Here is a 26,038-nt window from a genome sequence, read left to right on the forward strand (position 1 = left end):
GCCTCCCGGCATCTGCGTGGAACGGTCGCCCCGGCGATCAGGGCTCGACCTGGCTCCACTGCTTGTTTAGGCGCTTGTCCGATACCGGCATCCGGGTTCCCAACTGCTGGGCCCACAGCGAGACGCGGTACTCCTCCAGCATCCAGCGGTACTGGCTCAGCTGCGGGTCGCGCTTGCCCTCCTGCTGGTGCTTGTGCAGCCGCGCCTGGTACTGCTCCCAGTAGCCGCCCAGCTCGCCGGACCAGACGCGATCACGCTGCAGCTGCGCGCCGATCTTCTCGAAGCGTTGCTCGATGGCCTTGAGATAGCGCGGGTATTCCTTCAGCCACTCGGCCGGCGTTTCGCGGACGAAGCCCGGATAGACCAGGTTGCCCAGCTGCGCCTTGATGTCGTTGAGCGCCACCGCCTGGGCCAGATCGATCTTGCCCTTGAAGCGCTTCTGCAGGCCGTGCCAGTGCTTGAGGATTTCCAGCGTCAGGCGCGCCAGCCGTTCGGCATGCGCGGTCCAGTCGCCGCGCTTGCGCTCGGCCAGCGACGCCAGTGCGGCGCCGTCACGCGGCAGCGCGACCTCGCCATCGAGAATGCAGCTGTCCAGGCTGGCCAGCAGGACGTCCTCGACCAGTGCATCGACCTTGCCCATGTCACGGTAGAGCAGGCCGAGCTCAGTAAGGCCCGGCAACTTGTTGCGCAGGTACTTGGCGGGTTCCGCCAGCTGTTGCAACAACAGGCGCTGCAGGGCGCGGCGGTGCTGCCACTCGGCCTCGGCCTGGGTCGGGAAGCGCCCTTCCTTGACCACCCCAGCCTCTTCCACCAGCGCCGGGTAGACGGTCATCGACAAGCCCGCCATCTTCGCCTGGGCCTTTTCAGCGACCTGGGCAAAACCCTTGGCCTCGACCGGCTTCTGTTCGGCCTTCTGCTGCGGCGGCGCCAGGGCGGCCTGGCTGGCCTCGGCGAAGCGCGCCGTCAGCTCGGCCAGGTCGCGGCCTTCGCCGAGGAACTTGCCGCGCGCATCGACCACCTCGATGTTCATCTTCAGGTGGTTTTCCAGCCCGGCAGCGGCCTCGGCCCAGGCCTCGTCCGACACGCGGGCGCCGGTCATGCGGGTGAGCTCGCGGCCCAGCGCCTCGGGCAAGGCGCCTTCGCCGAACGCGATCTTGGAAAGCGCCGCGCCGACGAAGTCCGGCACCGGCACGAAGTTCTTGCGGATCGCCTTCGGCAGGCCGCGCACCAGCGCGACCGCCTTGGCCTCGATCAACCCCGGCACCAGCCAGTCGAGCCGTTCGCGCCGCAGTTGCGGCAACAGCGGCGCCGGCACGCGCAGGGTTACGCCGTCGCGCGGGTGGTTGGGTTCGAAGTGGTATTCCAGCGGCAACTGCAGCTCGCCGATGCGCAGGTGGTCCGGGTACTGCGCGGCGGTGACCTCGCTGGCTTCGCGGGCGAGCACGTCCTCCTCGCGCATGACCAGCAGCTGCGGGTTCTTCTGGCTCTCGCGCTTATACCAGTTCTCGAAGCTGGCGGTCTGGTAGATGTCCGCTGGCAGGCGCGCATCGTAGTAGCCGAACAGGGTTTCCTCGTCGGCGAGGATGTCGCGACGCCGCGCCTTGGCCTCCAGCTCGTCCATGCGTTCGAGCAGTTCGCGGTTGGCCGCCAGCGCGCGGGCACGGCTGTTGATCTCGCCGCGCACCAAGCCTTCGCGGATGAACAGCTCGCGCGCCGCGGGCGGGTCGATGGGCCCGTAGTGCACCGGGCGGCGGCCGACCACGATCAGCCCGTAGAGCGTGACCTGCTCGTAGGCCACCACCTGGCCGCGCTTCTTCTCCCAGTGCGGCTCGAAGTGGTTCTTCTTGATCAGGTGGCCGGCCAGCGGCTCGATCCAGTCCGGTTCGATCTTGGCCACCATGCGCGCGAACAGCTTGGTGGTTTCCACCAGTTCGGCGGCCATCACCCACTGCGGCTTCTTGCGGCCGATGCTGCTTCCCGGATGTATCCAGAAGCGCCGCTGGCGCGCGCCGAGATAATCGCCGTCCTCGGTCTTGTGACCGATCTGGCTGAGCAGGCCGGCGAGGATCGCCTGGTGCACGGCGGCGTAGCTCTTGGCCTTCTGCGCGGCCTCGCTGGCTTCGTGCTGCTGGCGGACGATGGCGTTGACCTTGGTGTCCTTGGTGGGCGCGGGTTGGGAGGCGGAATCGGCCGGACGCGTGGAAGAGGCTGCGCCGTCTTCCACCCTACGATGCTTGCCGACGTGGCCGTCCGGGGCATCGGTTTTGCCCTTGGCGTAGGGTGGATGGCCGGAGCCATCCACCGCCTTACCCGCGCCGAGCTTGAGCTCGCGAGCGATCAGCAGCAATTGCCGGTGCGCATCGCGCCACTCGCGCAGACGCAGGTAGTTGAGGAAGTGCTTGCGGCACCAGCTGCGCAGCGCGTTGGCGCCCAGCGCCTGGCGCTGCTCCTCGAAGCCGCGCCAGAGGTTGATCAGCGCGGCGAAGTCCGAATCCGGGTCCTTCCATTGTGCGTGGGCCTGATCCGCCGCCTGCTGGCGGTCGGCCGGGCGCTCGCGCACGTCCTGCACCGAGAGTGCGCTGGCGACGATCAGCACTTCGCCCAGGCTGCCAAGCCGCGCGGCCTCCAGCAGCATGCGGCCAAGGCGCGGATCGATGGGCAGGCGCGCCAGCTGGCGGCCCAACGGCGTCAGCTGGTTCTCGCGGTTGACCGCCGAGAGCTCCTGCAGCAGGTTGAAGCCGTCGCTGATGGCCTTGCCGTCCGGCGGCTCGATGAAGGGGAAATCCTGAATATCGCCGAGGCGCAGGTGCAGCATCTGCAGGATCACCGCGGCGAGGTTGGTGCGCAGGATTTCCGGATCGGTGAACGCCGGGCGGGAGAGAAAATCCTCCTCGCTGTACAGGCGGATGCAGATGCCCGGCTCGACTCGGCCGCAGCGGCCCTTGCGCTGGTTGGCACTGGCCTGCGACACCGCCTCGATGGGCAGGTGCTGAACCTTGGCACGGTAGCTGTAGCGGCTGATGCGCGCGGTGCCCGAGTCGATCACGTAGCGGATGCCCGGCACGGTCAGCGAGGTTTCCGCGACGTTGGTGGCCAGCACGATCTTGCGACCGGCTGCCGGACGGAAGATCTTCTGCTGCTCGGCCGGCGTCAGGCGCGCATACAGCGGCAGCACCTCGGTCAGGCGCAGGTTGGCCTTGCGCAGCATCTCGGCGGCATCACGGATCTCGCGCTCACCGGGGAGGAACACCAGCACGTCGCCCGGGCGCTGGCCGACGCTTTTCTCGTGAGCGGCGATCTCGTCCAGCGCCGCGAGGATGCCCTGATCGACGGTCAGATCGTCCTCGACCCGGTTGCCGTCCTCGTCGGTCTCGGCGGCCAGCGGGCGGTACCAGGTCTCCACCGGGTAGGTACGCCCGGACACCTCGATGATCGGCGCATCCGGAAGGCCGGCCCCATTGAAATGCTTGCTGAAGCGCTCCAGATCGATGGTCGCCGAGGTAATGATCACCTTCAGGTCCGGCCGGCGTGGCAGCAGCGTTTTCAGGAAGCCGAGCAGGAAATCGATGTTCAGCGAGCGCTCATGGGCCTCGTCGACGATGATCGTGTCGTACTTTTCCAGGAAGCGGTCGTGCTGGGTCTCGGCCAGCAGGATGCCGTCGGTCATCAGCTTGATCAGCGTGCGCTCGGTGCTCTGATCCTCGAAGCGCACCTGATAGCCCACCAGTTCGCCCAGCGGCGCGCCCAGCTCCTCCGCCACCCGCGTCGCCACGCTGCGCGCGGCCAGCCGGCGCGGCTGGGTATGGCCGATCAGGCCATTCACGCCACGGCCGATCTCCAGGCAGATCTTCGGCAACTGGGTGGTCTTGCCCGAACCGGTTTCACCGGCGATCACCAGCACCTGGTGCTTTTCCAGCGCGGCCTTGATCTCGTCGCGCTTGGCGGCAATCGGCAGGGCGTCGTCGTAACGGATCGCCGGTACGCTCTGCCGACGCGCCTCGACCTTGGCCACCGAGGCCTGGAAGCGCTCCAGCCACTGGGCGAGCTTGCCTTCATCGGGCTTCTTGCGCAGCTCGTGCAGCTGCCGGCGCAGGCGATGGCGGTCGGCGCTGAAGGTCTGGTCGAGGTTGTTGAACAGGGTATTGAAGGCGGGCGTTGCGTCGGTCATGGACAGCCGTGGGGCAATTCGTGAAGGGCGCGATTGTCGCAGATTTCGCACGGTGCCGAACGACGAGCCGACAGCCCTTCAATCGCACCGCGCCGGCGAACCGGCGCGGTGGTCAGACGCTCAGACGATCAGCGCAGCCAGAGACCCCAGCGGGATTTCTCCTGCACCTTCTGCGCACGCAGGGTCGTGGCACCCTGGGCGGCGCTGGCCGCGGCGGCAATCTCGTCATCGATGGCCTTGGTCGACAGCGACAGCCAGCTGGTGGCGAAGGCCAGCGCATCGCCGTGCAGCTCGAGGGCTTCGCTGGAGATGTTGGCGAGGTTGTCGCACTCGTTGTGATAGCACGGGTCGAACGCCTGTCCTGCCGCACCGCCATAGCGCTGCGCCTGGGCCTCGCTCTTCACGTCCTCGGCGCCGGTGAACAGCCCGCCAAAGGCGATGCCATCCTCGAAGAACTGCGCATAGTCGGAACGGAAGTCGATTTCCGTGCCTTCGGAAGGCTGGTTGCGCAGATCGAAGTACGCACGCAGCAGCCGCTCGATGGCTGCCGAGCCGGGCGGGCCCTGCAGGCCGAAGTCCGAACCGTCGCCGTCATAGATGAAGTTGGCGAAGTTCGGCGAGCCGATCATGTCGGCGTTGAGGTAGGCCTTGATGCGCCGCTTTTCCTCGTCCGGCAACTGCGTGACGTAATGGGTCGAACCGACCAGACCGGATTCCTCCGCGCCCCACCAGGCGAAGCGCACCTTGTTCAACGGATGGGCCTTGCTCATCAGCAGCGCCATCTCCAGCAATGCTGCGCTGCCGGAACCGTTGTCGTTGATGCCGGGGCCTTCGGCCACCGAGTCCAGGTGCGCGCCGACCATCACCACGTTGTCCGGATTGCCGCGACGCGTCTCGGCCAGGACGTTGTAGGTTTCGGTCTGCTCGCGGATCACGTCGACCGTCATGCTCAATTGCAAGCCGGCGGTCTGCGCCCAGGCCGCACCGTTGTCGTAGGTGGCGAACAGCACCGGAATGCCGCCAGCGTAATCCGCACCGAGGGTGGCGCCCATCAGGCCCTTGCGGTCCTCGGTATCGCCCTGGTTGAAGATCACCACGCCGGATGCTCCCGCCGCGGCGGCCAACGTGGCCTTCTGGCCGAACGCGCAGGTGCCGCGCTGGATCAAGGCAATGGCGCCAGCGGGGAAGCCGGCGAAGTCTTCTGCCTCGCAACCGCTGGTGGAGGTGTTGCCGGCACCGAGCGCGACGTCCACCGCTACCACCTGGGCGGTGACGGTGCCGGGATCGCTCTGCTCCAGGTAGGTGAAGTCCTCTTCCCAGACGTAGTTCTGCTGCTGCGGCGCCAGCGCATTGAGCACGCCGGGGCCGGTCGGGTAGAAGGCGAGGAAGGGAAAGGCCTGTACTCGCACCCGGTAGCCGGCGCGCTCCAGCTTGCTGCGCACGTAATCCACCGAGGCTTGGTAGCCCGGCAGGCCGGAAGCGCGGTTGCCGTCGTTGAGGCTGGCGATGTCCTGCAGGCTTTGCAGGTGCTTGAGTACGTTGCCGGCCTGCAGACAGCGCGGCAGACCGAGCGGTGTGCCGACCATCAACGGCGAGCGGCAGACCGAGGCATCCGGTTTGCCGGGACTCCAGAAATCATCGAAACGTTGGGTCTCCACCGGTGGTGCGGCGAAAGCCGCGCCGGTAAAGGCCATTGCGAGAGAAGCGACTACCCGTAGTGCGTTGTTGTTCTTGTGCATGGGTGACTCATCCTTGCGACGTGATTGATGGGCAGGCCGCTTAAGGCTTACACCACCACTCCCCGGTATCGGGGACGCGGCCATAGGGAGCTAGACCCGGCGGCTCGCCGCGGCGTTCTTGCGGGGGCGCCAGGCGGTCATGCCGTCGGTCGGGTCAGCGGAACTCCGCGGCAACGCGACGGCGCGGCGTACGGGCGCGCACAGCTCACGCACCGGCCTGGTTGGCTGGAAGTGACGGCGGGGAGGTTTTCGGGAGGGAGTCGCAGGCAAGCCAAACGCAACGGCGGCATTGCGCCGCCGTTGCGTCACGATCAGACGCGGAACTGGCCGACCAGTTTCTGCAGGCGCTCGGCCACACCGCCGAGATCATGCGAGGTCTGCGCGCCTTGCGCGGCGTCGCTGGCCACCGTGTCCACGGCATCGGCGATGTGATGCACGCTGCGGTTGATCTCTTCGGCCACGGCGGTCTGTTCTTCGGCGGCCGCGGCGATCTGGGCGTTCATCGAGTTGATGGTGCCGATCAACGCCGCGATGGCATCCAGCGATTCGCCGGCCTGGTTCGCCTGCTGCTGGGTGCTGTCGCCCTTCTCGCCGGCGCGCAGCATGGCGGTCACGGTGTGGCTGGTGGCGCTTTGCAGGCGGTCGATCATGCCCTGGATCTCGCCGGTGCTCTGCTGCGTGCGGCTGGCCAGTGCGCGCACCTCGTCGGCGACCACGGCGAAGCCACGTCCGGCCTCACCCGCTCGCGCCGCCTCGATGGCAGCGTTGAGCGCCAGCAGGTTGGTCTGCTCGGCGATGGCACGGATCACGTCGAGCACGCCGACGATGCCTTTCACATCCTGCTGCAGCCCTTCCAGCGACTCGCCGCTGCCGCGCAGCTCAACTACCAGCTCGTGAATCTGGCGGATGCTCTGGTCGACCACCTGCTTGGCCGCCTGGCCCTGCTGGTCGGTTTCCTGCGCCGCTTCGGCCGCGCGCTGCGCGCTCATCGCCACCTCATGGGCGGCGGCGGACATCTCGTTGATCGCGGTGGCGACCTGGTCGGTTTCGTGACGCTGGCTGGCCATGGCCTGCTCGGAACGCTGCGCCTGGCTGGCCACCGCGCCGACCATGCCGGTCAGCTCGGTGGTGGTACCGGCGACCTGGCGTACCAGCAGATGAATCTTCTCGACGAAGCGGTTGAAGGCGCCGGCCAGTTCACCGAGTTCGTCCTTGCTGGTAACCGGCAGACGATGGGTGAGGTCGCCCTCGCCCTGCGCCATGTCGTCCAGACGGGCTTTGATCAGCAGCAGCGGCCGCAGCACGGCGTTGCTCATGAACACGGCGAGAATCGCCATCAGTACCAGCAGCGCCGCGGCCGAGCCGAGCATGATGGTCACCAGCACGTCGATGCGCTGCTGGAACTCGGCGCGCGCCTCTTCGACGTCGCGCTCGACGCCGTCGAGGTTGAGCGAGGTACCGAATGCCAGCTTCCACTTCGGCAGGTACTCGGCATAACCGACTTTGGGCACCAGGGTGCTGCTGGCCGCCAGCCCGAAGCTGTAATCAACGTAATGGCTGCCGTTCTGCGCGGCCGCCACCAGTTCACGGATGGCATAGACGCCATTCGGGTCGCGGAAGTCGTAGAAGCTCTGGCCGATCTTGTCGCGGGTGTTGCCCTGCAGAACGCGTACGGACTTGTCGTCGTAGCCCCAGAAATAGCCATCCTTGCCGTAGGACAGGCGCTCGAGGATCGCCACCGCCTGGTCGCGCGCCTGCATGTCGCCGTCTGCCGACGCGTCGTAGATCGGTGCCAGCGCATTGCGCGCGAGCTGCACGTAGTTCTGCAGTTCGGCACGGCGGTCGCTGATCAGGCTCTGTCGGGTGTGCTCCTCCTGCTGCTCGGCAAGGTTACGCAGCTCATACACGGCGATGCCGCTAAGCATGATCGTCAGGAGCAGGATCGGCCCGAGGGCCAGCAGCAGGAGTTTCGCGCGAAGTCGAAGATTCGAAAGCATGGCATCTATCTCTAAAGTACTAGCGACCACCGACCAAAGGTGATGGCACTTAGGTATTGCAAGAGCTTGTCGGCTTAATCCACGGGTTACTTAACCCCAACGATGAAAAAAACCTTTCAGCGTGAAGGGTCTCTCAGAAAACGCCTGTCAGTACCCGTCAGATGTGCCTAGCACCGGGGTTCCAGCGCCGCGGCGAGCATCGACCAAAAAAAAGCCCCGCGCAGCGTGCAGCTGGCGGGGCTTTTGGCGTGCGGCTCGATCAGCTCGCTTCGGCGAGCTTCTTCAATTCCTGGTCACGCAATTCCCGACGCAGGATCTTGCCGACGTTGGTGGTCGGCAGACTGTCGCGGAATTCGACGTAGCGCGGGCGCTTGTAGCCGGTCAGGTTGTCGTGCATGTGCTGCATGACCTGCTCACGGGTCAGGCTCTCGCCCGGCTTGACCACCACGAACAGCTTGATCGCCTCGCCGGATTTCTCGTCCGGCACGCCGATGGCGGCGCACTGCAGTACGCCGGGCAGCGTGGCCAGCACGTCTTCCAGCTCGTTCGGGTAGACGTTGAAACCGGATACCAGAATCATGTCCTTCTTGCGGTCGACGATGCGGATGTAGCCGTCGGCCTGGATCACGCCGATATCGCCGGTCTTGAAGAAGCCTTCGGCATCCATCACCTCGGCGGTGGCTTCCGGCCGTTGCCAGTAGCCCTTCATCACCTGCGGCCCCTTGATGCACAGCTCGCCGATCTCGCCCTGCGGCAGCTCCTGGCCGTCATCGTTGATGACCTTGAAGCGTGTCGAGGGCACCGGGATACCGATGGTGCCGAGCTGGATATGCGTGATCGGGTTGACCGAGGCTACCGGGCTGGTTTCGGTCAGGCCGTAGCCTTCGCAGATCGAGCAGCCGGTAACCTGCTTCCATCGCTCTGCCGTGGCCAGCTGCAGCGCCATGCCACCCGACAGCGTGACCTTGAGCGCGGAGAAGTCCAGCTTGCGGAAGTCCTCGCTGTTGCACAGCGCGACGAACAGCGTGTTGAGGCCGACGAAGCCGCTGAAGCGGTAGCGGGCCAGGTCCTTCATCATCGCCGGCAGGTCGCGCGGGTTGCTGATGAGGATGTTGTGGTTGCCGCTGAGCATCATCGTCATGCAATGAAAGGTGAACGCATAGATGTGATACAGGGGCAGCGGCGCGATGAGCACCTCGCGGCCTTCCTCGAGGTTCGACCCCATCAGCGCCTTGCACTGCAGCATGTTGGCGACGATGTTGCGGTGCGTCAGCATCGCGCCCTTGGCGACACCGGTGGTACCGCCGGTGTACTGCAGCACGGCGACGTCCTGGCCGTTCGGACTGGCGTCACGCACTGTCCGGCCGCGTCCCTGGGCCAGGGCATCGTTCAAGCGCACCGCCGAAGGCAGGCGGTAGGCCGGCACCATCTTCTTGACGTGCTTGACCACGGTGTTGACCAGCAGGCGCTTGAGCGGCGACAGCATGTCGCCGACCTCGGTGATCACCACATGCCTGATCCCGGTCTTGGGCAGCACCGCCTCGGCCAGATGCGCCATGTTGGCCAGGCACACCAGCGCCTTGGCGCCGGCATCGTTGAACTGGTGTTCCATCTCCCGCGCGGTATACAGCGGGTTAGTGTTGACCACGATCAGCCCGGCACGCATGGCGCCGAACACCACGATCGGGTACTGGAGCAGATTGGGCAGCTGCACGGCGATGCGGTCGCCGGGCTGCAGATCGGTGTGGTGTTGAAGATAGGCGGCAAACTCGCCGGAGAGTCGATACAGCTCGCCGTAGGTCAGCGTCTTGCCGAGACTGCTGAAAGCCGGCTTGTCCGCGAAGCGCTCGCAGGACAGTTTCAGCACTGTCTGGATATTCTGGTACTCATCGGGATTGATTTCGCTGGCAACCCCAACAGGATATTTATCCTTCCAGAAGTTTTCGGTCATGACCCTACTCCTAAGCGACAGCCTTCTTCACTGCACACAATGGCAGCTGTTTTGTTGTGTTTTGTAAACTTTTGTGCCGTGGATAGCGGCAAGAAGCCGGCCGAGGTTAGCAGCTTTGAAACTGAGCGAATAGAGCCATTTATGTACAACCAAGGCACAAAGTGACCGAATTTAAAAATTCGGTCACCACCCAGATTGGCCGTGCCAGAGCGCCTGACCGGTGGTTTCAGGCGATATCGCGCAACTCGCGCCGCAGGATCTTACCCACTGGAGTCATCGGCAACGAGTCGCGCAGGACGTAGTGGCGCGGCAGCTTGTAGCCCGTGAAATTCTCGCGGCAGTAGCGCTGCAGTTCCTCGACGGTCAGCCCCGGCTCGCGCGGCACGATGAACAGCTTGACCGCCTCGCCGGATTTCTCGTCGGGCACGCCGATGGCGGCGCAGCTGGCGACCTTCGGGTGCGCCATGACCACTTCCTCGATCTCGTTGGGATAGACGTTGAAGCCGGAGACGATGATCAGGTCCTTCTTGCGATCGACGATCCGCACGAAGCCGTCCTCGTCGATGACGGCAATATCGCCAGTGCGCAGCCAGCCCGCATCATCGAGCACCTCGGCGGTCGCCTCCGGGCGCTGCCAGTAGCCCAGCATCACCTGCGGTCCCTTCACACACAGCTCGCCACGCGCACCGAGCGGCAGCTCGCGGCCGTCGTCGTCGATCACCTTGAGCAGCGTGCCCGGTACCGGCAGTCCTACCGTACCCAGCCGCGAACGGTCGCCGTGCGGGTTGGCGCAAACCACCGGCGAGGTTTCCGTAAGGCCGTAGCCCTCGACCACGGTGCAGCCGGTCAGTTGCTGCCAGCGCTCGGCCACCGCCGAAACCAGTGCCGTGCCGCCGGAATTGGTGCCCTTGAGTGCGGAAAAGTCGATCCGGCGAAAGTCCGGATGGGACATCAGCGCGACAAACAACGTATTCAGGCCGAGGAAGCCGGAGAAACGCCAGCGCTGCAGCTCTTTGACGAAGCCGTTGATGTCGCGCGGGTTGGTGATCAGTACGTTGTGGTTGCCAGTCACCATCATGCACATGCAATTCACGGTGAAGGCGTAGATGTGATAGAGCGGCAACGGCGCGATCATCACCTCCTGCCCCTCGCGAATGACCGGGTGGCCCTTGTCATCCAATTGCTGCATGTTGGCCCGTACCTGCTGCATGTTCGCCACCAGATTGCCGTGACTGAGCATCGCCCCCTTGGCCACGCCGGTCGTGCCGCCGGTGTACTGCAACACCGCAAGGTGCGTCTGGCTCAGCGGCACTGGCCGCAGGCTGTGGCGTGCGCCCTCGCGCAGTACCGTCTTGAACGAGACCGCCTGTGGCAGGCTGTAGGCCGGCACCATCTTCTTCACATGCCGGACCGCGGCGTTGACCAGCGCGCCCTTCAGGCCGGGCAGCAGGTCACCGATCTTCGCCTCGATCAGGTAGTCGATGCGGGTGTCGGCCAGCACGTCCTGCACCTGCCGGCCGAAGGTATTCAGATACACCAGCGCACGCACGCCGGAATCCTGGAACTGATGGCGCATCTCCCGCACGGTGTACAGCGGATTGGTGTTAACCACCACCAGCCCGGCACGCAGCGCGCCGAACACAGCGATCGGATACTGCAGCAGGTTGGGCATCTGCACGGCGATGCGCTCGCCCGGCTGCAGGTCGGTGTGGTTCTGCAGCCAGGCCGCAAAAGCCGCGGAGTGGCGTTCGAGATCGCTGTAGGTCAGGGTGACGCCCATGTTGGTGAAGGCCGGACGATCCGCGTGCGCCTTGCAGGCACGCTCGAACACCTCGACCACGGAGCGGTAGGCGGACATATCGATATCGCTCGGCACGCCGGCGGGACGTTTGTCATTCCAGAATTCAGGTTGCATTGTTATTAGCCTCTTGACCTGAGAGTGTCTGGCCCGTGCGGGTATCCGGGCTGAGCCGAACTTAGCAGCTCATCACCAAGGTGCAAGCGCGCACCAGCCCCCATCACCGCTGTGAATCTTCCATCTCCGACCAAGCGCCCCGGACGTCGGGACAAGCTTCGCGTCAACCACTAGAATGCAGCGCACCTTTTTCAGCCCGACCGGTGCGCGCGCTCTTCCGAGCAGGCACGCCGCTTCCCCCTCTCTGCGACCAAGGACAGATACCGAGCATGAATACCATCAGCAGCACGCCCTACTCCGCACTGGAAGTAGGTCAGACCGCGAGCTTCGAGAAAACCGTCGGCGAACGCGACATCCAGCTGTTTGCGGCCATGTCCGGCGATCGCAATCCGGTGCATCTGGACGCCGAGTTCGCCGCTGGCACGCTGTTTCGCGAGCGCATCGCGCACGGCATGTTCAGCGGTGCGCTGATAAGCGCTGCCGTGGCCTGCACCATGCCGGGGCCGGGCACGATCTATCTCGGCCAGACCATGAAGTTCACCCGCCCGGTGAAGATCGGCGACACCCTCACCGTGCGCCTGGAAATTCTGGAAAAGCTGCCGAAGAACCGCGTGCGCATCGCCACGCAGGTGTTCAACCAGAACGACGAGCAGGTCGTCGATGGCGAGGCCGAAGTGCTGGCCCCGCGCAAGCACGAAACCGTGGAGCTGAAGGAGCTGCCGCCGATCAGCATCGGCTGATCCACCCCTCCTCCCTGCCGCTCCGTGTCGTTGCGCGGACGGCTCGCCTGACCGAGGTTTCCCCAACCTCGGCCACCGCATAAATCAAGAGCAAAAAAAAAGGCGACCTAGGGTCGCCCAAATGCCTTGCGTGCTCTTTTATCGAGCGGGATCAGCTGCGCTTTTTCTTTTGCGCGTCCCGCCAGATGAAATATGCGAATCCACCGAGGAAGGCGACCATCAGGCCGACCGTGACAACCCCTGCGAGCACCACATTATCGACGAACATGAGACCTTCCCTCCGAAGCTGTTTTGCTGTCCGATGGGCGCACGTTAATGCGCTCTTCGGCGCACGAAATTGATCGATGTCAATAGCCGCAGATAGCTGACGAAAAGCGTGCCCGGTGACTGATCTGGATCAAGAAAGAAGGGGTATTTCGAGGCGGAAATCGACGCGCTGGCCGGGTATCGCGGCGGGGAAGCGGGTGCTATCGGGAGAGGATTGGAACGGAGCGCCCAACGGGCCGCGACAGCCGGTCGCGGCCGTGCTCGCCAGGCGTTCGTGCAACGGCGAAATCAGCGTTTCTTCGGCTTCTTCTTGCCGCGGCTCTTCTTGTCCTGCCCCAGCGGCAGCGCCTGTTCGAAGGCCTTGCGCATCTCTGCGAGGCGCTTGTCGTTCTGCTCATGAATGCGCTTGCCGCGCTCGGCGCTGAAATCGATCAGCTTGTCGTCGTCACTGCTCATGCTTGGGTCCGTGGGTGGATCAGGCGAAAGGTCAGGTTGAGGCGCGGCGCCCGGACCTTGCGGGTGCGGGCGATCTGGTGCTGCCAATGATGCTGGGTCGCCCCGCCCATGACCAGTAGCGAGCCATGTTCGAGGGCGATGGAATGCTCGATGCGCTGGCTGCCCTTGCGCCGCAGATCGAAGCGCCGAGTGGCGCCGAGGCTCAGTGACGCCAGCAGCGGCTCGTGCCCCAGCTCCGGTTCATCATCGCTGTGCCAGCCCATCGCGTCCTGGCCGTCGCGATAGTAATTGAGCAACACACCGTTGAATGGCTGTCCCAGCTCGTCTTGCAAGCGTTCGCGTAGCGTCGCGAGCATGGGCGTCCAGGCAAGCGGCTCGTGCTGCAGGCCGGAATAGCGATAGCTCGCCTGCGCATCGCCGTACCAGGCCACCTGTCGAGGAATCGCCACGCGGCGGCCGTAAAGGCTGATCTGCGGCTGTTGCCACGGGGTTTGCTCGATCAATTCGGCCAGCCAGGCATCCGCCAGCGGCGCCGCGAGCCATTGCGGCAGATAGCGCAGATCGGCATCGGGCAGCGACAGCGGGGCGGTCATGCGCGGCGACTGCCCGAGCCGAACAATCTGCGGCACAGCTCAGACTTCGACATCCACCCACCGGCCCTGACGCGGGCGCTCGTCTGCATCATCGCGGGCATCGCCTTCGTTGGGGAGGTCAGGAGCCTGCTCGCCCGGCGTCGATCCGCGCCGCTGCCGCCGACGCTGCTCGTCGCGCAGCATCTGCTCGGTTTCCTGCGGGTGGCGGCGGTCCAGCGCGATGGCACTTTCCCCGGCGGCCGGTTCCACCGGCGCGACGGGCTGGATATCCGGGCGCGGCTTGACCGCGTCCTGCTGCGCACTGACCGGAAAGACGCCTGAGGGAATGGGTGGCAGCATGCGTGAGTCCTGTTGCGCATCGAGGCGGATCGTTGTTTGTCACTGTAGCAGGGCCGCTACACTTGCTGTGCTTGAAGGCCGTCGGTCGTCGTCGCTCTCGACGCGGCGTTCCGTTACCATAACCGGCTTTTTTCACAGCGGAGGCAGCATGGCGCAGCAGTATCTACCGGGGCAACGCTGGATCAGCGACAGCGAGGCCGAACTCGGGCTGGGAACCATCCTGACCCACGACGGGCGAATGCTCACCGTGCTCTATCCCGCCACCGGCGAAACCCGCCAGTACGCCACGCGCAGCGCACCACTGACGCGCGTGCGCTTCGCCCCTGGCGATGAGATCACCCATTTCGAAGGCTGGAAGATGACCGTGCGCGAAGTCGACGATGTCGACGGTCTGCTGGTCTATCACGGCCTCACCGCACAGAACGAAGCCCGCACCCTGCCGGAAACCCAGCTGTCGAACTTCATCCAGTTCCGCCTGGCCAGTGACCGCCTGTTCGCCGGCCAGATCGATCCGCTGGCCTGGTTCAGCCTGCGTTATCACACCCTGCAGCATCAGAGCGCCCAGCTGCAGTCGTCACTGTGGGGCCTGGGCGGCGTGCGTGCGCAGCCCATCGCGCACCAGCTGCACATCGCCAAGGAAGTCGCCGACCGCATCGCCCCGCGCGTGCTGCTGGCCGACGAAGTGGGGCTGGGCAAGACCATCGAGGCCGGCCTGATCATCCATCGCCAGCTGCTCTCCGGTCGCGCCAGCCGCGTGCTGATCCTGGTGCCGGAGAACCTTCAGCACCAGTGGCTGGTGGAGATGCGCCGGCGCTTCAACCTGGAGGTCGCGCTGTTCGACGACGAGCGCTTCATCGAAAGCGACGCCAGCAACCCGTTCGAGGACGCCCAGCTCGCGCTGGTCTCGCTGGAATGGCTGAAGGACGACGAACGCGCCCAGGATGCCGCCTTCGCCGCCGGCTGGGACCTGCTGGTGGTCGACGAGGCGCACCACCTGGTCTGGCATCCGGACGGTGCCAGCGCCGAGTACCAGCTGGTCGAACAGCTGGCCGAAGTGATCCCCGGGGTGCTGCTGCTCACCGCGACCCCCGAACAGCTCGGTCAGGACAGCCACTTCGCGCGTCTGCGCCTGCTCGACCCCAACCGTTTCCATGACCTGGAGGCCTTCCGCGCGGAAAGCAGCAGCTACCAGCCGGTCGCCCAGGCGGTACAGGAACTGCTCGATGACGGTCGCCTGTCGCAGGAAGCTCACGAGACCATTCACACCTTCCTCGGCGCCGAAGGTGAAGCTCTGCTCGCCGCCGCCACCGATGGCGACATCGAGGCCAGCAGCCGGCTGATCCGCGAGCTGCTCGACCGTCACGGCACCGGCCGCCTGCTGTTCCGCAATACCCGCGCCGCCGTGCAGGGCTTCCCGGAGCGCCAGCTGCACCCCTACCCGCTGCCCTGCCCGGCCGAATATATGGAACTGCCGCTGGGTGAACATGCCGAGCTGTACCCGGAGGTGGCCTTCCAGAGCCAGCAGGACGGCGGCGAGGCCGGCACGCGCTGGTGGCAGTTCGACCCGCGCGTCGAATGGCTGATCGACACCCTGAAGATGCTGAAGAAGTACAAGGTACTGGTGATCTGCGCCCACGCCGAAACCGCGCTGGACCTGGAAGACGCGCTGCGCGTGCGCTCCGGCATTCCCGCCACGGTGTTCCACGAGGGCATGAGCATCCTCGAACGCGACCGCGCCGCGGCCTACTTCGCCGACGAGGAGTTCGGCGCGCAGGTGCTGATCTGCTCCGAGATCGGCTCGGAGGGTCGCAACTTCCAGTTCGCCCATCATCTGGTGCTGTTCGACCTGCCGGCGCACCCGGATCTGCTCGAACAGCGCATCGGCCGTCTCGACCGTATCGGCCAGCAGCACGTCATCCAGTTGCACGTTCCCTATCTGGAAACCAGCCCGCAGCAGCGCCTGTTCCAGTGGTATCACGAGGCGCTGAACGCCTTCCTGGCCACCTGCCCGACCGGCAACGCCCTGCAGCACCAGTTCGGCCCGCGCCTGCTGACACAGCTGGAAGAAGGCGACGACGAGGCGTTCCAGCGCCTGATCGACGAGGCCCGCGCCGAGCGCGAGCGCCTCGAAGCCGAACTGCACACCGGTCGCGACCGCCTGCTGGAACTCAACTCCGGCGGCGGCGAACAGGGCAAGGCGCTGGTCGAAGCCATCGAGGAACAGGACGACCAGTTCGCCCTGCCGATCTACATGGAGCAGCTGTTCGACGCCTTCGGCATCGACAGCGAAGACCACTCCGAGAACGCCCTGGTGCTGCGCCCCAGCGAGAAGATGCTGGATGCCAGCTTCCCGCTCGGCGACGACGAGGCGGTCACCATCACCTACGACCGCGAGCAGGCCCTGGCCCGCGAGGACATGCAGTTCCTGACCTGGGAACATCCCATGGTGCAGGGCGGCATGGATCTGGTGCTGTCCGGTTCGATGGGCAATACCGCGGTGGCGCTGATCAAGAACAAGGCGCTCAAACCCGGCACCGTCCTGCTCGAACTGCTGTTCGTCAGCGAAGTGGTGGCGCCGCGCGCGCTGCAGCTGAGCCGCTTCCTGCCGCCGCTGGCGCTGCGCTGCCTGCTCGACGGTAACGGCAACGATCTGGCGACCAAGGTGGCGTTCGATACGCTCAACGATCAGCTGGAAAGCGTGCCGCGCAACAGCGCCAACAAGTTCGTCCAGGCCCAGCGCGACGTGCTCGCCGCGCAGATCGCCGCCGCCGAAGCCAAGGTCGCGCCGCGCCACACCGAACGCGTCGCCGAGGCGCAGCGCAAGCTCAAGGCCGGACTGGACGAAGAACTTGCCCGCCTGGTCGCGTTGCAGGCGGTCAACCCGAGCGTGCGCGACAGCGAGATCGAAGCGCTGCGCCAGCAGCGCGAAGAAGGCCTGGCCGCGCTGGAAAAAGCCGCGCTGCGCCTGGAGGCGATCCGGGTCCTGGTGGCCGGCTGAGCTGAGGGCGGCGGGTTAGCCTGCCGCCCGCCGAAGGCTCCGGGCGTTCAGCCCTGCTCGCTGCGCGCGATGCGCCAGTAGGCATCGAAGCGCGTCACCAGCGCTTTCGGCTTCTCGGCAAACAGGCGATGCCCCAGGCGCCGCGCCAGTTGCTGCAGCTGCGCACGCCGACGCTCGATGCAACGCCGCAGTTGCTCGTGGGTTTGCGCCTCGCCGAACAGCTCGGGTTCGTGCTGCATCAGCTGCTGCATCACCGCCAGATCGTGATCGTCGCCCAGCGCGTCGGCGACCCGCTTGAGCTGTTCGCACCGCCGCTCCATCGCCTCCGGCCAGCACGGCGACAGCAACTGGCAGTGATACCAGTGATCCTTCACGCGCTTGCGCCACTCGTGCAGCAGTTCGTCGCTGCCGGCTTTCTCGGCACGCGCCAGGTCTCGCACGGCATCGGCATAGGTCCGCTTCAGCCCGTCGGCCAGCAGGGCGAAGCCCTTGCCCGCGAGTTGCCATTGTCTGGCGTCCGCGGTCAGCGCGCGCAGCTCGCCCAGCACCTGCGCGACCTCCTCGTCGACGCCGGCGTGTACCTCGCCATCCGGTGCGGCACGCTGCTGCAACCGCACGCGCACCTGGCGCAGCGCCTCGCTGCCGAACAGACGCCGGTTGCGCCGCGCCAGCGCGTCCCAGCTTTCCAGCATGGCCGTGGCATCGCGTGATTCGGCCAGCCGCCGGCCCATGTCGCGCAGGCGCCGGTTGTCGGTCCCGAAACGCCGGCCCAGCGGCTCACGCACCAGTCGCAACAATGCGCGCAGCTCCTTGAAGCGCTTGCGTGACTGGTGAATGCCCTCGGCGCGCTCCGCCGGTGCGGCGCCGAGCGCCTGGATCGCCCGGTCGATGCGATCCAGCGCTGCCTTGCGCACTTCCTTGGCGGCATTGCGTGACGGGCGTATCCGGTAGGCCATGACGATCCCCCTGTGCGGCAGCCATCCGACCGAGCGGACGCCGCTCGGACTCGGATCAACCGTAGCGCTTGCGCGCCTCGATGGCCAGGCCGCTGCCGATGCTGCCGAAGCGGTTGCCCTGCGCGTGGCGGGCGCCCGGCAGCAACTCGGCGACACACTGCCGCAGCGCCGGCACAGCACTCGACCCGCCGGTGAAGAACACCGTGTCGACCGCGTCATGGCGCACGCCGGCGTCCGCCAGCAAGCGCTCCAGTCCGCCAGCGACGCGTTCGAGCAACGGCGCGATGGCGCGCTCGAAGCCGTCACGGGTCAGCTCCGCACACAGCGCCGGCTCGATGCGCTGAAAGTCGATGGCGTGGGATGCCTGCTCGGTCAGCGCGATCTTGCCGTGCTCCACCTGCATCGCCAGCCAGTGCCCGGCGCGCTGCTCGATCAGGCGGAACAGCCGGTCGATGCCGGTGGGGTCGACGATGTCGTAGCGCATGCTTTGCAGCGCCCGTTGCGAGGCCGGCGCATAGACCGCGTTGATGGTGTGCCAGGTGGCCAGGTTGAGGTGGGTACTGGTGGGCATCGGCGCGTCGCTCTTCATCCGGCTGCCATAGCCGAACAGCGGCATCACCCCGTGCAGGCTGAGCTGCTTGTCGAAATCGGTACCGCCGATATGCACGCCGCCAGTGGCGAGGATGTCCGCCTGGCGGTCATCGACCGCGCGCCGCTCGGGCGACAGCCGCACCAGCGAGAAGTCCGAGGTGCCGCCGCCGATGTCGACGATCAGCACGCGCTCCTCGCGCTCGATGCGCGACTCGTAATCGAACGCCGCGGCGATTGGCTCGTACTGAAAGGAGACGTCGCGAAAGCCGATCTTGTGCGCTGCCGCCGCGAGCATCTGCGCCGCTTCGCGATCGGCCTGCGGATCGTCATCGACGAAGAACACCGGGCGCCCCAGTACCACTTCCTCGAACGGCCGCCCGGCCACCGCTTCGGCACGCTGCTTGAGGGTGCCGAGAAACAACCCGAGGATGTCCTTGAACGGCATGGCGCTGCCGAGCACGGTGGTCTCGCTCTTCAGCAGCTTGGAACCCAGCAGGCTCTTGAGCGAGCGCATCAGCCGGCCTTCGTAGCCTTCGAGGTATTCGTTCAGCGCCTGGCGGCCGTAGACCGGCCGGCGCTCCTCGGTGTTGAAGAACACCACCGAAGGCAGCGTCGGCTGCTCGCCTTCCAGCGCGATCAGCGAATCGACACCCGGCCGCCACCAGCCGACCGTGGAATTGGAGGTGCCGAAGTCGATGCCACAGGCGCGGGCGGGCGAAGCGTTCTGCATGGTGCGTACCGGACTGCCAAAAAACGGCCGCGCAGTGTACTGGAGCCGGCGCGCCGATGCAGTCCGGCTGTCGCATCCGTATGCCAGTGCTAGGCCGGCACCGCCTCGCCGGCCGCGCCATCTTCGGCCATGCCCGCCGTCATTCGCCGCGCATCCGCGCAGAACGTCCGCGACGCCTGGAACAGGAACAGCATGGTCAGCAGCAGCGAGGCAGGGATCAGGTACATCGCCCCGTGCAGCCCCTCGGCGCGGAACGTCTCGCTCATTTGCGCTGCACCTGCCGCCAGCATCGCCGCTTCGGCGAAATGATCCGAGAGCAGGCCCACCACCACCGTGCCCATGCCGCCACCGAGCAGATACAGCCCGGCGAAGAACAGCGCCATCGCCGTCGCCCGCAGTCGCGGTTCGACCACATCCTGGATGGCGGTGTAGACGCAGGTATAGAAGTTGTAGGAAAACAGCCAGCCGACGCTGAACACCGCGACGAACACGCCGACCTCGATGCGCCCGGCCAGCAGCGCGTAGCCGGTGGCGAGCGTGGCGACCAGCATGCTCAGCGCCGCGAAGATCAGCCGGCCGCGGGCGAAACGCTGGTGGATGCGGTCGGCGATCCAGCCGCCGAGGGTCAGACCGATCAAGCCGGTGAACCCGACGATCACCCCGGTGGCGACCGACGCCTCCACCAGCGGTACGGCGTGATAACGCATCAGCAGCGGCACCATGAAGGCGTTGCAGGCATAGGTGGCGAAGTTGAAGGCCAGCCCGGCCAGCACCAGCCACCAGAACGTGCGAATCGCCAGCACCTTGCGCATCGGCTGCTGCACCGGCGCCTGCGAGACTTGCACCGCCTCCGCGGCGCCGCGCTGCGGCTCGCGGATCAGGAAGATGAACAGCGCCAGCACCAGCCCCGGCACCGCGGCGATGAAGAACGGCGCGCGCCAGCTGTCGAACGCCTCGACCATCGAGCCGATGGTGAAGAACGCCAGGAGCAGCCCCAGCGGCAGGCCGAGCATGAAAATCCCCATCGCCCGCGCACGCTTGTGCGCCGGAAACAGGTCGCCGATCAGTGAGTTGGCGGCGGGCGCATAGCTGGCTTCGCCGATGCCGATGCCCATGCGCACCAGCAGAAAGCTCCAGAAGTTCCAGGCCAGACCATTCACCGCCGTCAGCCCGCTCCAGACGGTCAGCCCCCAGCCCATGATCTTGCGCCGCGAACCGAGGTCGGCCATGCGCCCCAGCGGCAGACCGGCGATGGCGTAGACGATGGTGAAGGCGGTGCCGATCAGGCCGAGCTGGAAGTCGTTGAGGCTCCATTCCAGGCGGATCGGCTCGGCGATGATCGCCGGAATGGTGCGATCGAAGAAATTGAACAGGTTCGCCAGGAACAGCAGGAACAGCACGCGCCAGGCGTTCGAAGCTTGGGTGGAAGGCTGCATGACGTCGGTCTCGATTGTTCTTGTTGTAACCGGCCAGACCAGCCGGGACTCGAACCTGACTCTAGAACCTGCCTCCCCCGTCGTCTGCAAACATCACCTGCGCTTATGCCGCGCGATGGCTCAGCGCGCCTGCCATTCGGCCAGCCAGGCCAGGCTCGCCGCGGTGCCCGCCTCGCCCGGCTTGTACTCGGCGCCGAGCCAGCCCGTGTAGCCGCTCGCCTGCAGGGCCTGCAGCGCGGCGCTGAAGTCGACTCCGCCACTGCCCGGCGCGCCGCGCCCGGGACAGTCGGCGAACTGCACGTGACCGATGCGCCCGCGCAGTTGTTCGACGCATCCGGCGAGGTCCAACCCCTGCCGCGCCATGTGATAGAAGTCCAGCTGCGCCTGGCAGTTGGGATGATTGACGCGCTCCAGCAAGACGGCGAGATCAGCGGCGCTGTTGATCAGGAAGCCCGGCATGTCCAGCGGATTGATCGCCTCGCACAGCACGCGGATGCCGAGCATGTCGAAGGCATCGGCGGCCATCCACAGATTGTGTTCGAGCGTCTCCAGCGCTTCCTCGCGCGCCACGCCGTCGGCCAGCCGTCCCGGCAGCACGTTGACGCAGGCCGGACGGACCATCAGCGCGTAGGTCAGGGCCTCCTGCAAAGCCGCCTCGAACTCGGCCTGACGCTCCGGCACCGCCGCCAGACCGGCGCCGCCCTGCATCAGATCGCCGGCCGGCAGATTGATCAGCACCAGCGGCAGGCCGGCACGGTCGAGCAGCCCCTTGAGCAACACGGCCGGCAGCTCATAGGGGAACTGGATTTCCACGCCGTCGAAACCGGCGACACGCGCGGCCAGCACCCGCTCGGCCAGTGGCAGTTCGCCGAACAGCAGCGACAGGTTGGCGGCGATTTTCATGACTCGTCCTCACGGTACAGCTGCACCAGCGTCGCCGGGTCGCGCTGCAGGTTGCCCTGACTGCCGTGCAGACGCATCAGCTGCGCGGCCAGGCCACTCATCGGCGTCGCCGAGCCCTGCTCGCGGGACAGTTTCACCGCGGTATCCAGGTCCTTGAGCAGCGTGCGCACGTGCCATTTCACCGGTTCGAACTCGCTCGCCGCCATCTGCGGCGCGAGGATCTGCAGCGGCCGCGAGTCGGCGAAACCACCGGCCAGCGCCGGCGCCAGCAGGCTGGCATCGACCCCGGCACGCTCGGCCAGCGCCACCACCTCGGCGATCACCAGCGCATTGCAGGCGACGATCATCTGATTGCAGACCTTGCTGACCTGACCCGCACCGACCTCACCCATGTGCGTCAGGCGCTGACCGAGATGCATCAGCACTGGCCGCACGCGCTCGACATCCTCGACCCGGCCGCCGGCCATGATCGCCAGCGTGCCGTTCTCCGCCCCCGCGGTGCCGCCGGAGACCGGGGCATCGACCCAGCGCATGCCGCTGCGGAATTCCAGCTCGGCGGCCATGTCGCGCGTCGCGCTGGGTTCCAGGCTGGAATGATCGACCAGCAGCTTGCCCGGCTTGCCGCCTTCGGCGAGCCCGCCCTTGCCGAACACCACCTCGCGCACGGCGGCGGTATCGGCCAGGCACAGCAGCACGATATCGGCAGCGCAGAGTTCGGCCGGCGTCGCCACCGCCGTGGCGCCGAGCGCAACCAGCGGCGCGCATTTGTCGGGCGAGCGGTTCCAGACCAGCAGACGGTAACCGGCCGCCAGCAGGCGGCGACACATCGGCAGGCCCATCAGGCCGATACCGGCAAACGCAAGGGTGGGCAATGTGGACACAGGACAGCTCCTCGGAGAACGGCGAAGGTGCCGATTCTAGGCGCGAAAACCGATCATGGCTAAGCGCGACCGTCCGCACCTATAATCGCCGCGCTTTTTCCGCCATTGAACCGGAGAACCCTCAATGCTCAAGCGCTTCCTGGCAGCCGTCGCCGGCCTTGCCCTGTCCCTGTCCGTCACCGCCCTCCACGCCGCCGAAACCCTGCGGGTCTCTGCGATCCCCGACGAAGCCCCGACCGAACTGATCCGCAAGTTCAAGCCACTGGGCGAGTACCTGGAGAAGGAACTCGGCATGCCGGTGAAATTCACCCCGGTATCCGACTACGCCGCCGTGGTCGAGGCGCTGGCCTCCGACCGTCTGGACATGGCCTGGCTGGGCGGCTTCACCTTCGTGCAGACGCGCCTGAAGACCGGCAATGCCATACCGCTGGTGCAGCGCGAGCAGGACGAGCAGTTCACCAGCAAGTTCATCACCGCCGATCCCGCGGTCAAATCGTTGCAGGATCTCAAGGGCAAAACCTTCGCCTTCGGCTCGGTGTCCTCGACCTCGGGCAGCCTGATGCCGCGCTATTTCATGCTCAAGGACGGCATCGAGCCGGAGCAGTTCTTCTCCCGCATCGCCTATTCCGGTGCGCATGACGCCACCGCCGCCTGGGTCGAAGCCGGCAAGGCCGACGCCGGCGTGCTCAACGCCTCGGTATGGGACAAGCTGGTCGCCGCCGGCAAGGTGAACACCGACAAGGTGCGCGTCTTCGCCACCACGCCGACCTACTACGACTACAACTGGACCGTGCGCGGCACCCTCGAGCCGGCCCTGGCCGAGAAGATCAAGGCAGCCTTCCTCGCGCTCGACCCGGCCAACCCGGAACACAAGGCGATCCTCGACCTGCAGGCGGCCAGCCGCTTCATCGCGACCAAGCCGGAAAACTACGAAGGCATCGAGCAAGCCGCGCGCGCTGCCGGCCTGCTGAAGTGATCCTCAGCCTGAGCGGCGTGGGCCATACCCACGCCGACGGTCAGGCTGCGCTGTGCGACATCGAATTGCGGGTCGCCCAGGGCGAACGCGTGGCCATCATCGGACCGTCCGGTGCCGGCAAAACCACCCTGCTGCGCCTGCTGGCGACCGCGCTGAAACCGCAGTGCGGCCAGCTGGAACTGCTCGGCCAGCAGCCGTGGGCGCTTTCCGTCGCGCAGCGCCAGCGGCTGCGCGCGCGCATCGGGCTGATCCACCAGGCACCGCCGCTGCCGCCGCGGCAACGGGTGGTCACTGCGGTGCTCGCCGGTCGTCTCGGCCAGTGGTCGCTCGGCCGCAGCCTGCTCAGCCTGATCTATCCGCTGGACGCCGCTGGCGCCGCGGCCGAGCTGGGTCGGCTGGATCTGGCCGACAAACTCTACATGCGCTGTGACCAGCTTTCCGGCGGCCAGCTGCAGCGCGTCGGCATCGCCCGCGTGCTCTATCAGGCGCCGGAGCTGATCCTCGCCGACGAGCCGGTTTCGGCGATGGACCCGGTGCTCGCCAACTACACCCTCGGCGTACTCAACCGCGAGGCGCAGCAGCGCAACGCCACGCTGCTGGCCAGCCTGCACGCCGTCGAGCTGGCGCTGCAGCATTTCCCGCGGATCGTCGGCGTGCGCGCCGGGCGCATCCTGTTCGACAAGCCAGCCACCGCGGTCACGTCCGAAGAGCTGGCGGCGCTGTATGCCAACGAGCAGCTGAGCCATTCGCCAATTCCGGCCGCAGCCTTCGCGCCGCCCCTGCATATCCCGCGATGCTGAACCCCACCGTCACCCGCGACCCGGCGGCGCCGGCGCGCCTGCTGCTCACGCTGGTGGCGCTGACGCTGCTGTGGCCGGGGCTTTCGCTCAGCGAGCTGGACCTCGGCGTGCTATTCGATGGCAGCAACGCCGAGACGATGGGCGTATTCCTCGCCGGCTTCTGGCCCCCGGCGCATGACCAGCCGTTCCTTGCCCTGCTGGCGCAGGCCACGCTGGAGACCCTCGCCATCGCCACCGCCGGCATGGCGCTGGCGCTGCTGATCGCCCTGCCCGGTGCGCTGCTCGCCACGCGCGCGCTGTCGCTTTCGGCGCTCAGCCGAGGCGGCCGACCGGCATGGTGGGCACAGGCGCTGCGCTGGCCGGCGCGCGGCCTGCTGATCGTGCTGCGCAGCATCCCGGAAATCGTCTGGGCGCTGCTGTTCGTCCGCGCCGTCGGCCTCGGCCCAACCGCCGGTGTGCTGGCCATCGCCATCACCTACGCCGGCATGCTCGGCAAGGTCTATGCGGAAATCTTCGAGTCGGTCGATCCGCAACCGGCGCGGGCACTGCTCGCCGCCGGCAGTTCTCGCCTGCAGGCGTTCTGCTACGGCGTGCTGCCGCAGGCGACCGGCGAGATGCTGTCGTACTCGGTCTATCGCTGGGAATGCGCGGTACGCGCCTCGGTGGTGATGGGCTTCGTCGGCGCCGGCGGGCTGGGTCAGCAGATGGACCTGTCGATGCGCATGTTCGCTGGTGGTGAGGTCGCCAGCATGCTGCTGACTTTCCTCGCGCTGGTACTGCTGGCCGACCTGCTCAGCCGGCTGCTGCGCTGGAGGTTCGCGTGAAGCTCCTGGCCCGCCTGCTGATTCCGCTGGCGCTGCTCGCCACCGTGGTCGCCGCCTTCGCCTATCTGCAGCTGGACACCGCCACGCTGTTCGGGCGTGAAGGGCTCGGACAGATGGCCGCGTATGCGGCGGGCTTTCTCGATCCCGACCTGTCACCGGCACATCTGCGCGCCATCGGCCGCGGCGCGCTGGAAACCCTGGCGATGTCGGCCATCGGTACCTTGCTCGCCGCCTTGCTGGGCCTGCTGCTGGCGTTACCCGCCGCCGGGCGCTTCGGCCGAGCCGCCCAGGCGGCCGCGCGTCTGCTGCTCAACGCGCTGCGGGCGATTCCAGAGTTGGTCTGGGCGGCGCTGATGGTGCTTGCTGCCGGGCTCGGGCCGAACGCCGGCACACTCGCCCTGGCCCTGCACACCGCCGGGGTACTCGGCCGGCTGTTCGCCGAGGCGCTGGAAAACACCCCACCGGCGCCAGCCGATGCGCTGCGCCTGAACGGCGGCGGACGCGTCGTCGCCTTCTGCTACGGCACCTTACCCAGCCTGTGGCCGCAGCTGGTGGCCTACACGCTGTATCGCTGGGAAAACAATATCCGCATGGCCAGCGTGCTCGGCTTCGTCGGTGCCGGCGGCCTGGGGCAGATGCTGCACATGAGTCTCAGCCTGTTCCAGGAAGCCCAGGCCTCGACGGTGATCATCGCCATGCTGCTGATGGTGCTGGCGGTCGACGCCCTCAGCGGTTGGGCGCGGCAGCGCTGGGTGCGCGGATAATCAGCGCGTCACCC

The 26,038-nt window shown here is 66.6% G+C and carries 20 protein-coding genes; 6 read left to right on the top strand and 14 right to left on the bottom strand.

Annotation, left to right across the window (positions count from 1 at the left end; genetic code table 11):
• Positions 1-37: 37 nt before the first annotated feature.
• From hrpA to fadD2, 5 genes are all read right to left on the bottom strand, one after another.
• Positions 38-4,168 (bottom strand): ATP-dependent RNA helicase HrpA, encoded by a 4,131-nt coding sequence (gene hrpA, locus NAV27_RS03690; protein WP_102827374.1) that lies wholly within the window; start codon positions 4,166-4,168, stop codon positions 38-40.
• A 128-nt stretch (positions 4,169-4,296) separates the two neighbouring features.
• Complete coding sequence (locus tag NAV27_RS03695; RefSeq protein WP_102827375.1) at positions 4,297-5,907, bottom strand: M28 family metallopeptidase; 1,611 nt, start codon at positions 5,905-5,907, stop codon at positions 4,297-4,299.
• A 311-nt stretch (positions 5,908-6,218) separates the two neighbouring features.
• Complete coding sequence (gene ctpM / locus NAV27_RS03700) at positions 6,219-7,904, bottom strand: methyl-accepting chemotaxis protein CtpM (RefSeq protein ID WP_102827376.1); 1,686 nt, start codon at positions 7,902-7,904, stop codon at positions 6,219-6,221.
• A gap of 259 nt (positions 7,905-8,163) precedes the next feature.
• Positions 8,164-9,855: a long-chain-fatty-acid--CoA ligase FadD1 gene (fadD1, locus tag NAV27_RS03705; protein WP_102827377.1), complete on the bottom strand. Its 1,692-nt coding sequence runs from the start codon at positions 9,853-9,855 to the stop codon at positions 8,164-8,166.
• 226 nt (positions 9,856-10,081) lie between these two features.
• Complete coding sequence (gene fadD2 / locus NAV27_RS03710) at positions 10,082-11,770, bottom strand: long-chain-fatty-acid--CoA ligase FadD2 (protein ID WP_102827378.1); 1,689 nt, start codon at positions 11,768-11,770, stop codon at positions 10,082-10,084.
• A 269-nt stretch (positions 11,771-12,039) separates the two neighbouring features.
• Here fadD2 and NAV27_RS03715 point away from each other — a divergent pair, with 269 nt between their 5' ends.
• Positions 12,040-12,510: a MaoC family dehydratase gene (locus tag NAV27_RS03715; protein ID WP_008568211.1), complete on the top strand. Its 471-nt coding sequence runs from the start codon at positions 12,040-12,042 to the stop codon at positions 12,508-12,510.
• 151 nt (positions 12,511-12,661) lie between these two features.
• On the opposite strand, the gene ccoM is transcribed toward NAV27_RS03715, so the two are convergent.
• The 4 genes from ccoM to NAV27_RS03730 all read right to left on the bottom strand — a co-directional run bounded on the left by ccoM (position 12,662) and on the right by NAV27_RS03730 (position 14,165).
• Positions 12,662-12,778: a cytochrome c oxidase subunit CcoM gene (gene ccoM, locus NAV27_RS19140; protein ID WP_008568212.1), complete on the bottom strand. Its 117-nt coding sequence runs from the start codon at positions 12,776-12,778 to the stop codon at positions 12,662-12,664.
• Positions 12,779-13,065: 287 nt separating this feature from the next.
• A complete protein-coding gene (locus NAV27_RS03720; protein ID WP_180981380.1) occupies positions 13,066-13,233 on the bottom strand; it encodes a hypothetical protein in 168 nt (55 codons plus the stop codon).
• Complete coding sequence (locus NAV27_RS03725) at positions 13,230-13,826, bottom strand: alpha-ketoglutarate-dependent dioxygenase AlkB family protein (RefSeq protein ID WP_102827734.1); 597 nt, start codon at positions 13,824-13,826, stop codon at positions 13,230-13,232. Before NAV27_RS03725 ends, NAV27_RS03720 begins: the two co-directional genes overlap by 4 nt.
• Before the next feature lie 39 nt (positions 13,827-13,865).
• Complete coding sequence (locus NAV27_RS03730) at positions 13,866-14,165, bottom strand: hypothetical protein (protein WP_003286964.1); 300 nt, start codon at positions 14,163-14,165, stop codon at positions 13,866-13,868.
• A gap of 148 nt (positions 14,166-14,313) precedes the next feature.
• On the opposite strand from NAV27_RS03730, the gene rapA reads away from it, so the two are divergent.
• Positions 14,314-17,163 carry an RNA polymerase-associated protein RapA gene (rapA, locus tag NAV27_RS03735; RefSeq protein WP_102827379.1) on the top strand — a complete coding sequence of 950 codons (2,850 nt, stop codon included), beginning with the start codon at positions 14,314-14,316 and terminating at the stop codon, positions 17,161-17,163.
• A gap of 47 nt (positions 17,164-17,210) precedes the next feature.
• Here the strand turns inward: rapA and NAV27_RS03740 are convergent, their stop codons facing one another.
• From NAV27_RS03740 to NAV27_RS03760, 5 genes are all read right to left on the bottom strand, one after another.
• On the bottom strand, positions 17,211-18,119 hold the full coding sequence (locus NAV27_RS03740; RefSeq protein ID WP_102827380.1) for a CHAD domain-containing protein: 909 nt from the start codon (positions 18,117-18,119) through the stop codon (positions 17,211-17,213).
• Positions 18,120-18,174: 55 nt separating this feature from the next.
• Positions 18,175-19,440: an Hsp70 family protein gene (locus NAV27_RS03745; protein ID WP_102827381.1), complete on the bottom strand. Its 1,266-nt coding sequence runs from the start codon at positions 19,438-19,440 to the stop codon at positions 18,175-18,177.
• Between the two features lie 89 nt (positions 19,441-19,529).
• Positions 19,530-20,876, bottom strand: a complete 1,347-nt coding sequence (locus NAV27_RS03750; RefSeq protein WP_054093733.1) for a spinster family MFS transporter — start codon at positions 20,874-20,876, stop codon at positions 19,530-19,532.
• A 120-nt stretch (positions 20,877-20,996) separates the two neighbouring features.
• A complete protein-coding gene (locus tag NAV27_RS03755) occupies positions 20,997-21,779 on the bottom strand; it encodes a hydroxypyruvate isomerase family protein (RefSeq protein ID WP_102827382.1) in 783 nt (260 codons plus the stop codon).
• Positions 21,776-22,660 carry an NAD(P)-dependent oxidoreductase gene (locus NAV27_RS03760; protein ID WP_054093731.1) on the bottom strand — a complete coding sequence of 295 codons (885 nt, stop codon included), beginning with the start codon at positions 22,658-22,660 and terminating at the stop codon, positions 21,776-21,778. The genes NAV27_RS03755 and NAV27_RS03760 overlap by 4 nt, the downstream gene beginning before the upstream one ends.
• Before the next feature lie 124 nt (positions 22,661-22,784).
• Here NAV27_RS03760 and NAV27_RS03765 point away from each other — a divergent pair, with 124 nt between their 5' ends.
• The 4 genes from NAV27_RS03765 to phnE are packed head-to-tail and all read left to right on the top strand — an operon-like array spanning position 22,785 to position 26,024.
• Positions 22,785-23,636 carry a putative selenate ABC transporter substrate-binding protein gene (locus tag NAV27_RS03765; protein WP_102827383.1) on the top strand — a complete coding sequence of 284 codons (852 nt, stop codon included), beginning with the start codon at positions 22,785-22,787 and terminating at the stop codon, positions 23,634-23,636.
• Entirely contained in the window at positions 23,633-24,436 is an 804-nt protein-coding gene (locus NAV27_RS03770; RefSeq protein WP_102827384.1) for a phosphonate ABC transporter ATP-binding protein, read from the top strand. Before NAV27_RS03765 ends, NAV27_RS03770 begins: the two co-directional genes overlap by 4 nt.
• Entirely contained in the window at positions 24,430-25,260 is an 831-nt protein-coding gene (locus NAV27_RS03775; protein WP_102827385.1) for a PhnE/PtxC family ABC transporter permease, read from the top strand. The genes NAV27_RS03770 and NAV27_RS03775 overlap by 7 nt, the downstream gene beginning before the upstream one ends.
• On the top strand, positions 25,257-26,024 hold the full coding sequence (gene phnE / locus NAV27_RS03780) for a phosphonate ABC transporter, permease protein PhnE (RefSeq protein ID WP_102827386.1): 768 nt from the start codon (positions 25,257-25,259) through the stop codon (positions 26,022-26,024). The genes NAV27_RS03775 and phnE overlap by 4 nt, the downstream gene beginning before the upstream one ends.
• The last annotated feature ends 14 nt before the right edge of the window (positions 26,025-26,038 follow it).

This window comes from Stutzerimonas degradans, from assembly GCF_024448505.1.
Lineage (GTDB): Bacteria > Pseudomonadota > Gammaproteobacteria > Pseudomonadales > Pseudomonadaceae > Stutzerimonas > Stutzerimonas degradans.

Coding starts and splice junctions, on each gene's coding strand:
- hrpA (WP_102827374.1), bottom strand. CDS start 4,168: ATGACCGACGCAACGCCCGCCTTCAATACCCTGTTCAACAACCTCGAC.
- NAV27_RS03695 (WP_102827375.1), bottom strand. CDS start 5,907: ATGCACAAGAACAACAACGCACTACGGGTAGTCGCTTCTCTCGCAATG.
- ctpM (WP_102827376.1), bottom strand. CDS start 7,904: ATGCTTTCGAATCTTCGACTTCGCGCGAAACTCCTGCTGCTGGCCCTC.
- fadD1 (WP_102827377.1), bottom strand. CDS start 9,855: ATGACCGAAAACTTCTGGAAGGATAAATATCCTGTTGGGGTTGCCAGC.
- fadD2 (WP_102827378.1), bottom strand. CDS start 11,770: ATGCAACCTGAATTCTGGAATGACAAACGTCCCGCCGGCGTGCCGAGC.
- NAV27_RS03715 (WP_008568211.1), top strand. CDS start 12,040: ATGAATACCATCAGCAGCACGCCCTACTCCGCACTGGAAGTAGGTCAG.
- ccoM (WP_008568212.1), bottom strand. CDS start 12,778: ATGTTCGTCGATAATGTGGTGCTCGCAGGGGTTGTCACGGTCGGCCTG.
- NAV27_RS03720 (WP_180981380.1), bottom strand. CDS start 13,233: ATGAGCAGTGACGACGACAAGCTGATCGATTTCAGCGCCGAGCGCGGC.
- NAV27_RS03725 (WP_102827734.1), bottom strand. CDS start 13,826: ATGACCGCCCCGCTGTCGCTGCCCGATGCCGATCTGCGCTATCTGCCG.
- NAV27_RS03730 (WP_003286964.1), bottom strand. CDS start 14,165: ATGCTGCCACCCATTCCCTCAGGCGTCTTTCCGGTCAGTGCGCAGCAG.
- rapA (WP_102827379.1), top strand. CDS start 14,314: ATGGCGCAGCAGTATCTACCGGGGCAACGCTGGATCAGCGACAGCGAG.
- NAV27_RS03740 (WP_102827380.1), bottom strand. CDS start 18,119: ATGGCCTACCGGATACGCCCGTCACGCAATGCCGCCAAGGAAGTGCGC.
- NAV27_RS03745 (WP_102827381.1), bottom strand. CDS start 19,440: ATGCAGAACGCTTCGCCCGCCCGCGCCTGTGGCATCGACTTCGGCACC.
- NAV27_RS03750 (WP_054093733.1), bottom strand. CDS start 20,876: ATGCAGCCTTCCACCCAAGCTTCGAACGCCTGGCGCGTGCTGTTCCTG.
- NAV27_RS03755 (WP_102827382.1), bottom strand. CDS start 21,779: ATGAAAATCGCCGCCAACCTGTCGCTGCTGTTCGGCGAACTGCCACTG.
- NAV27_RS03765 (WP_102827383.1), top strand. CDS start 22,785: ATGCTCAAGCGCTTCCTGGCAGCCGTCGCCGGCCTTGCCCTGTCCCTG.
- NAV27_RS03775 (WP_102827385.1), top strand. CDS start 24,430: ATGCTGAACCCCACCGTCACCCGCGACCCGGCGGCGCCGGCGCGCCTG.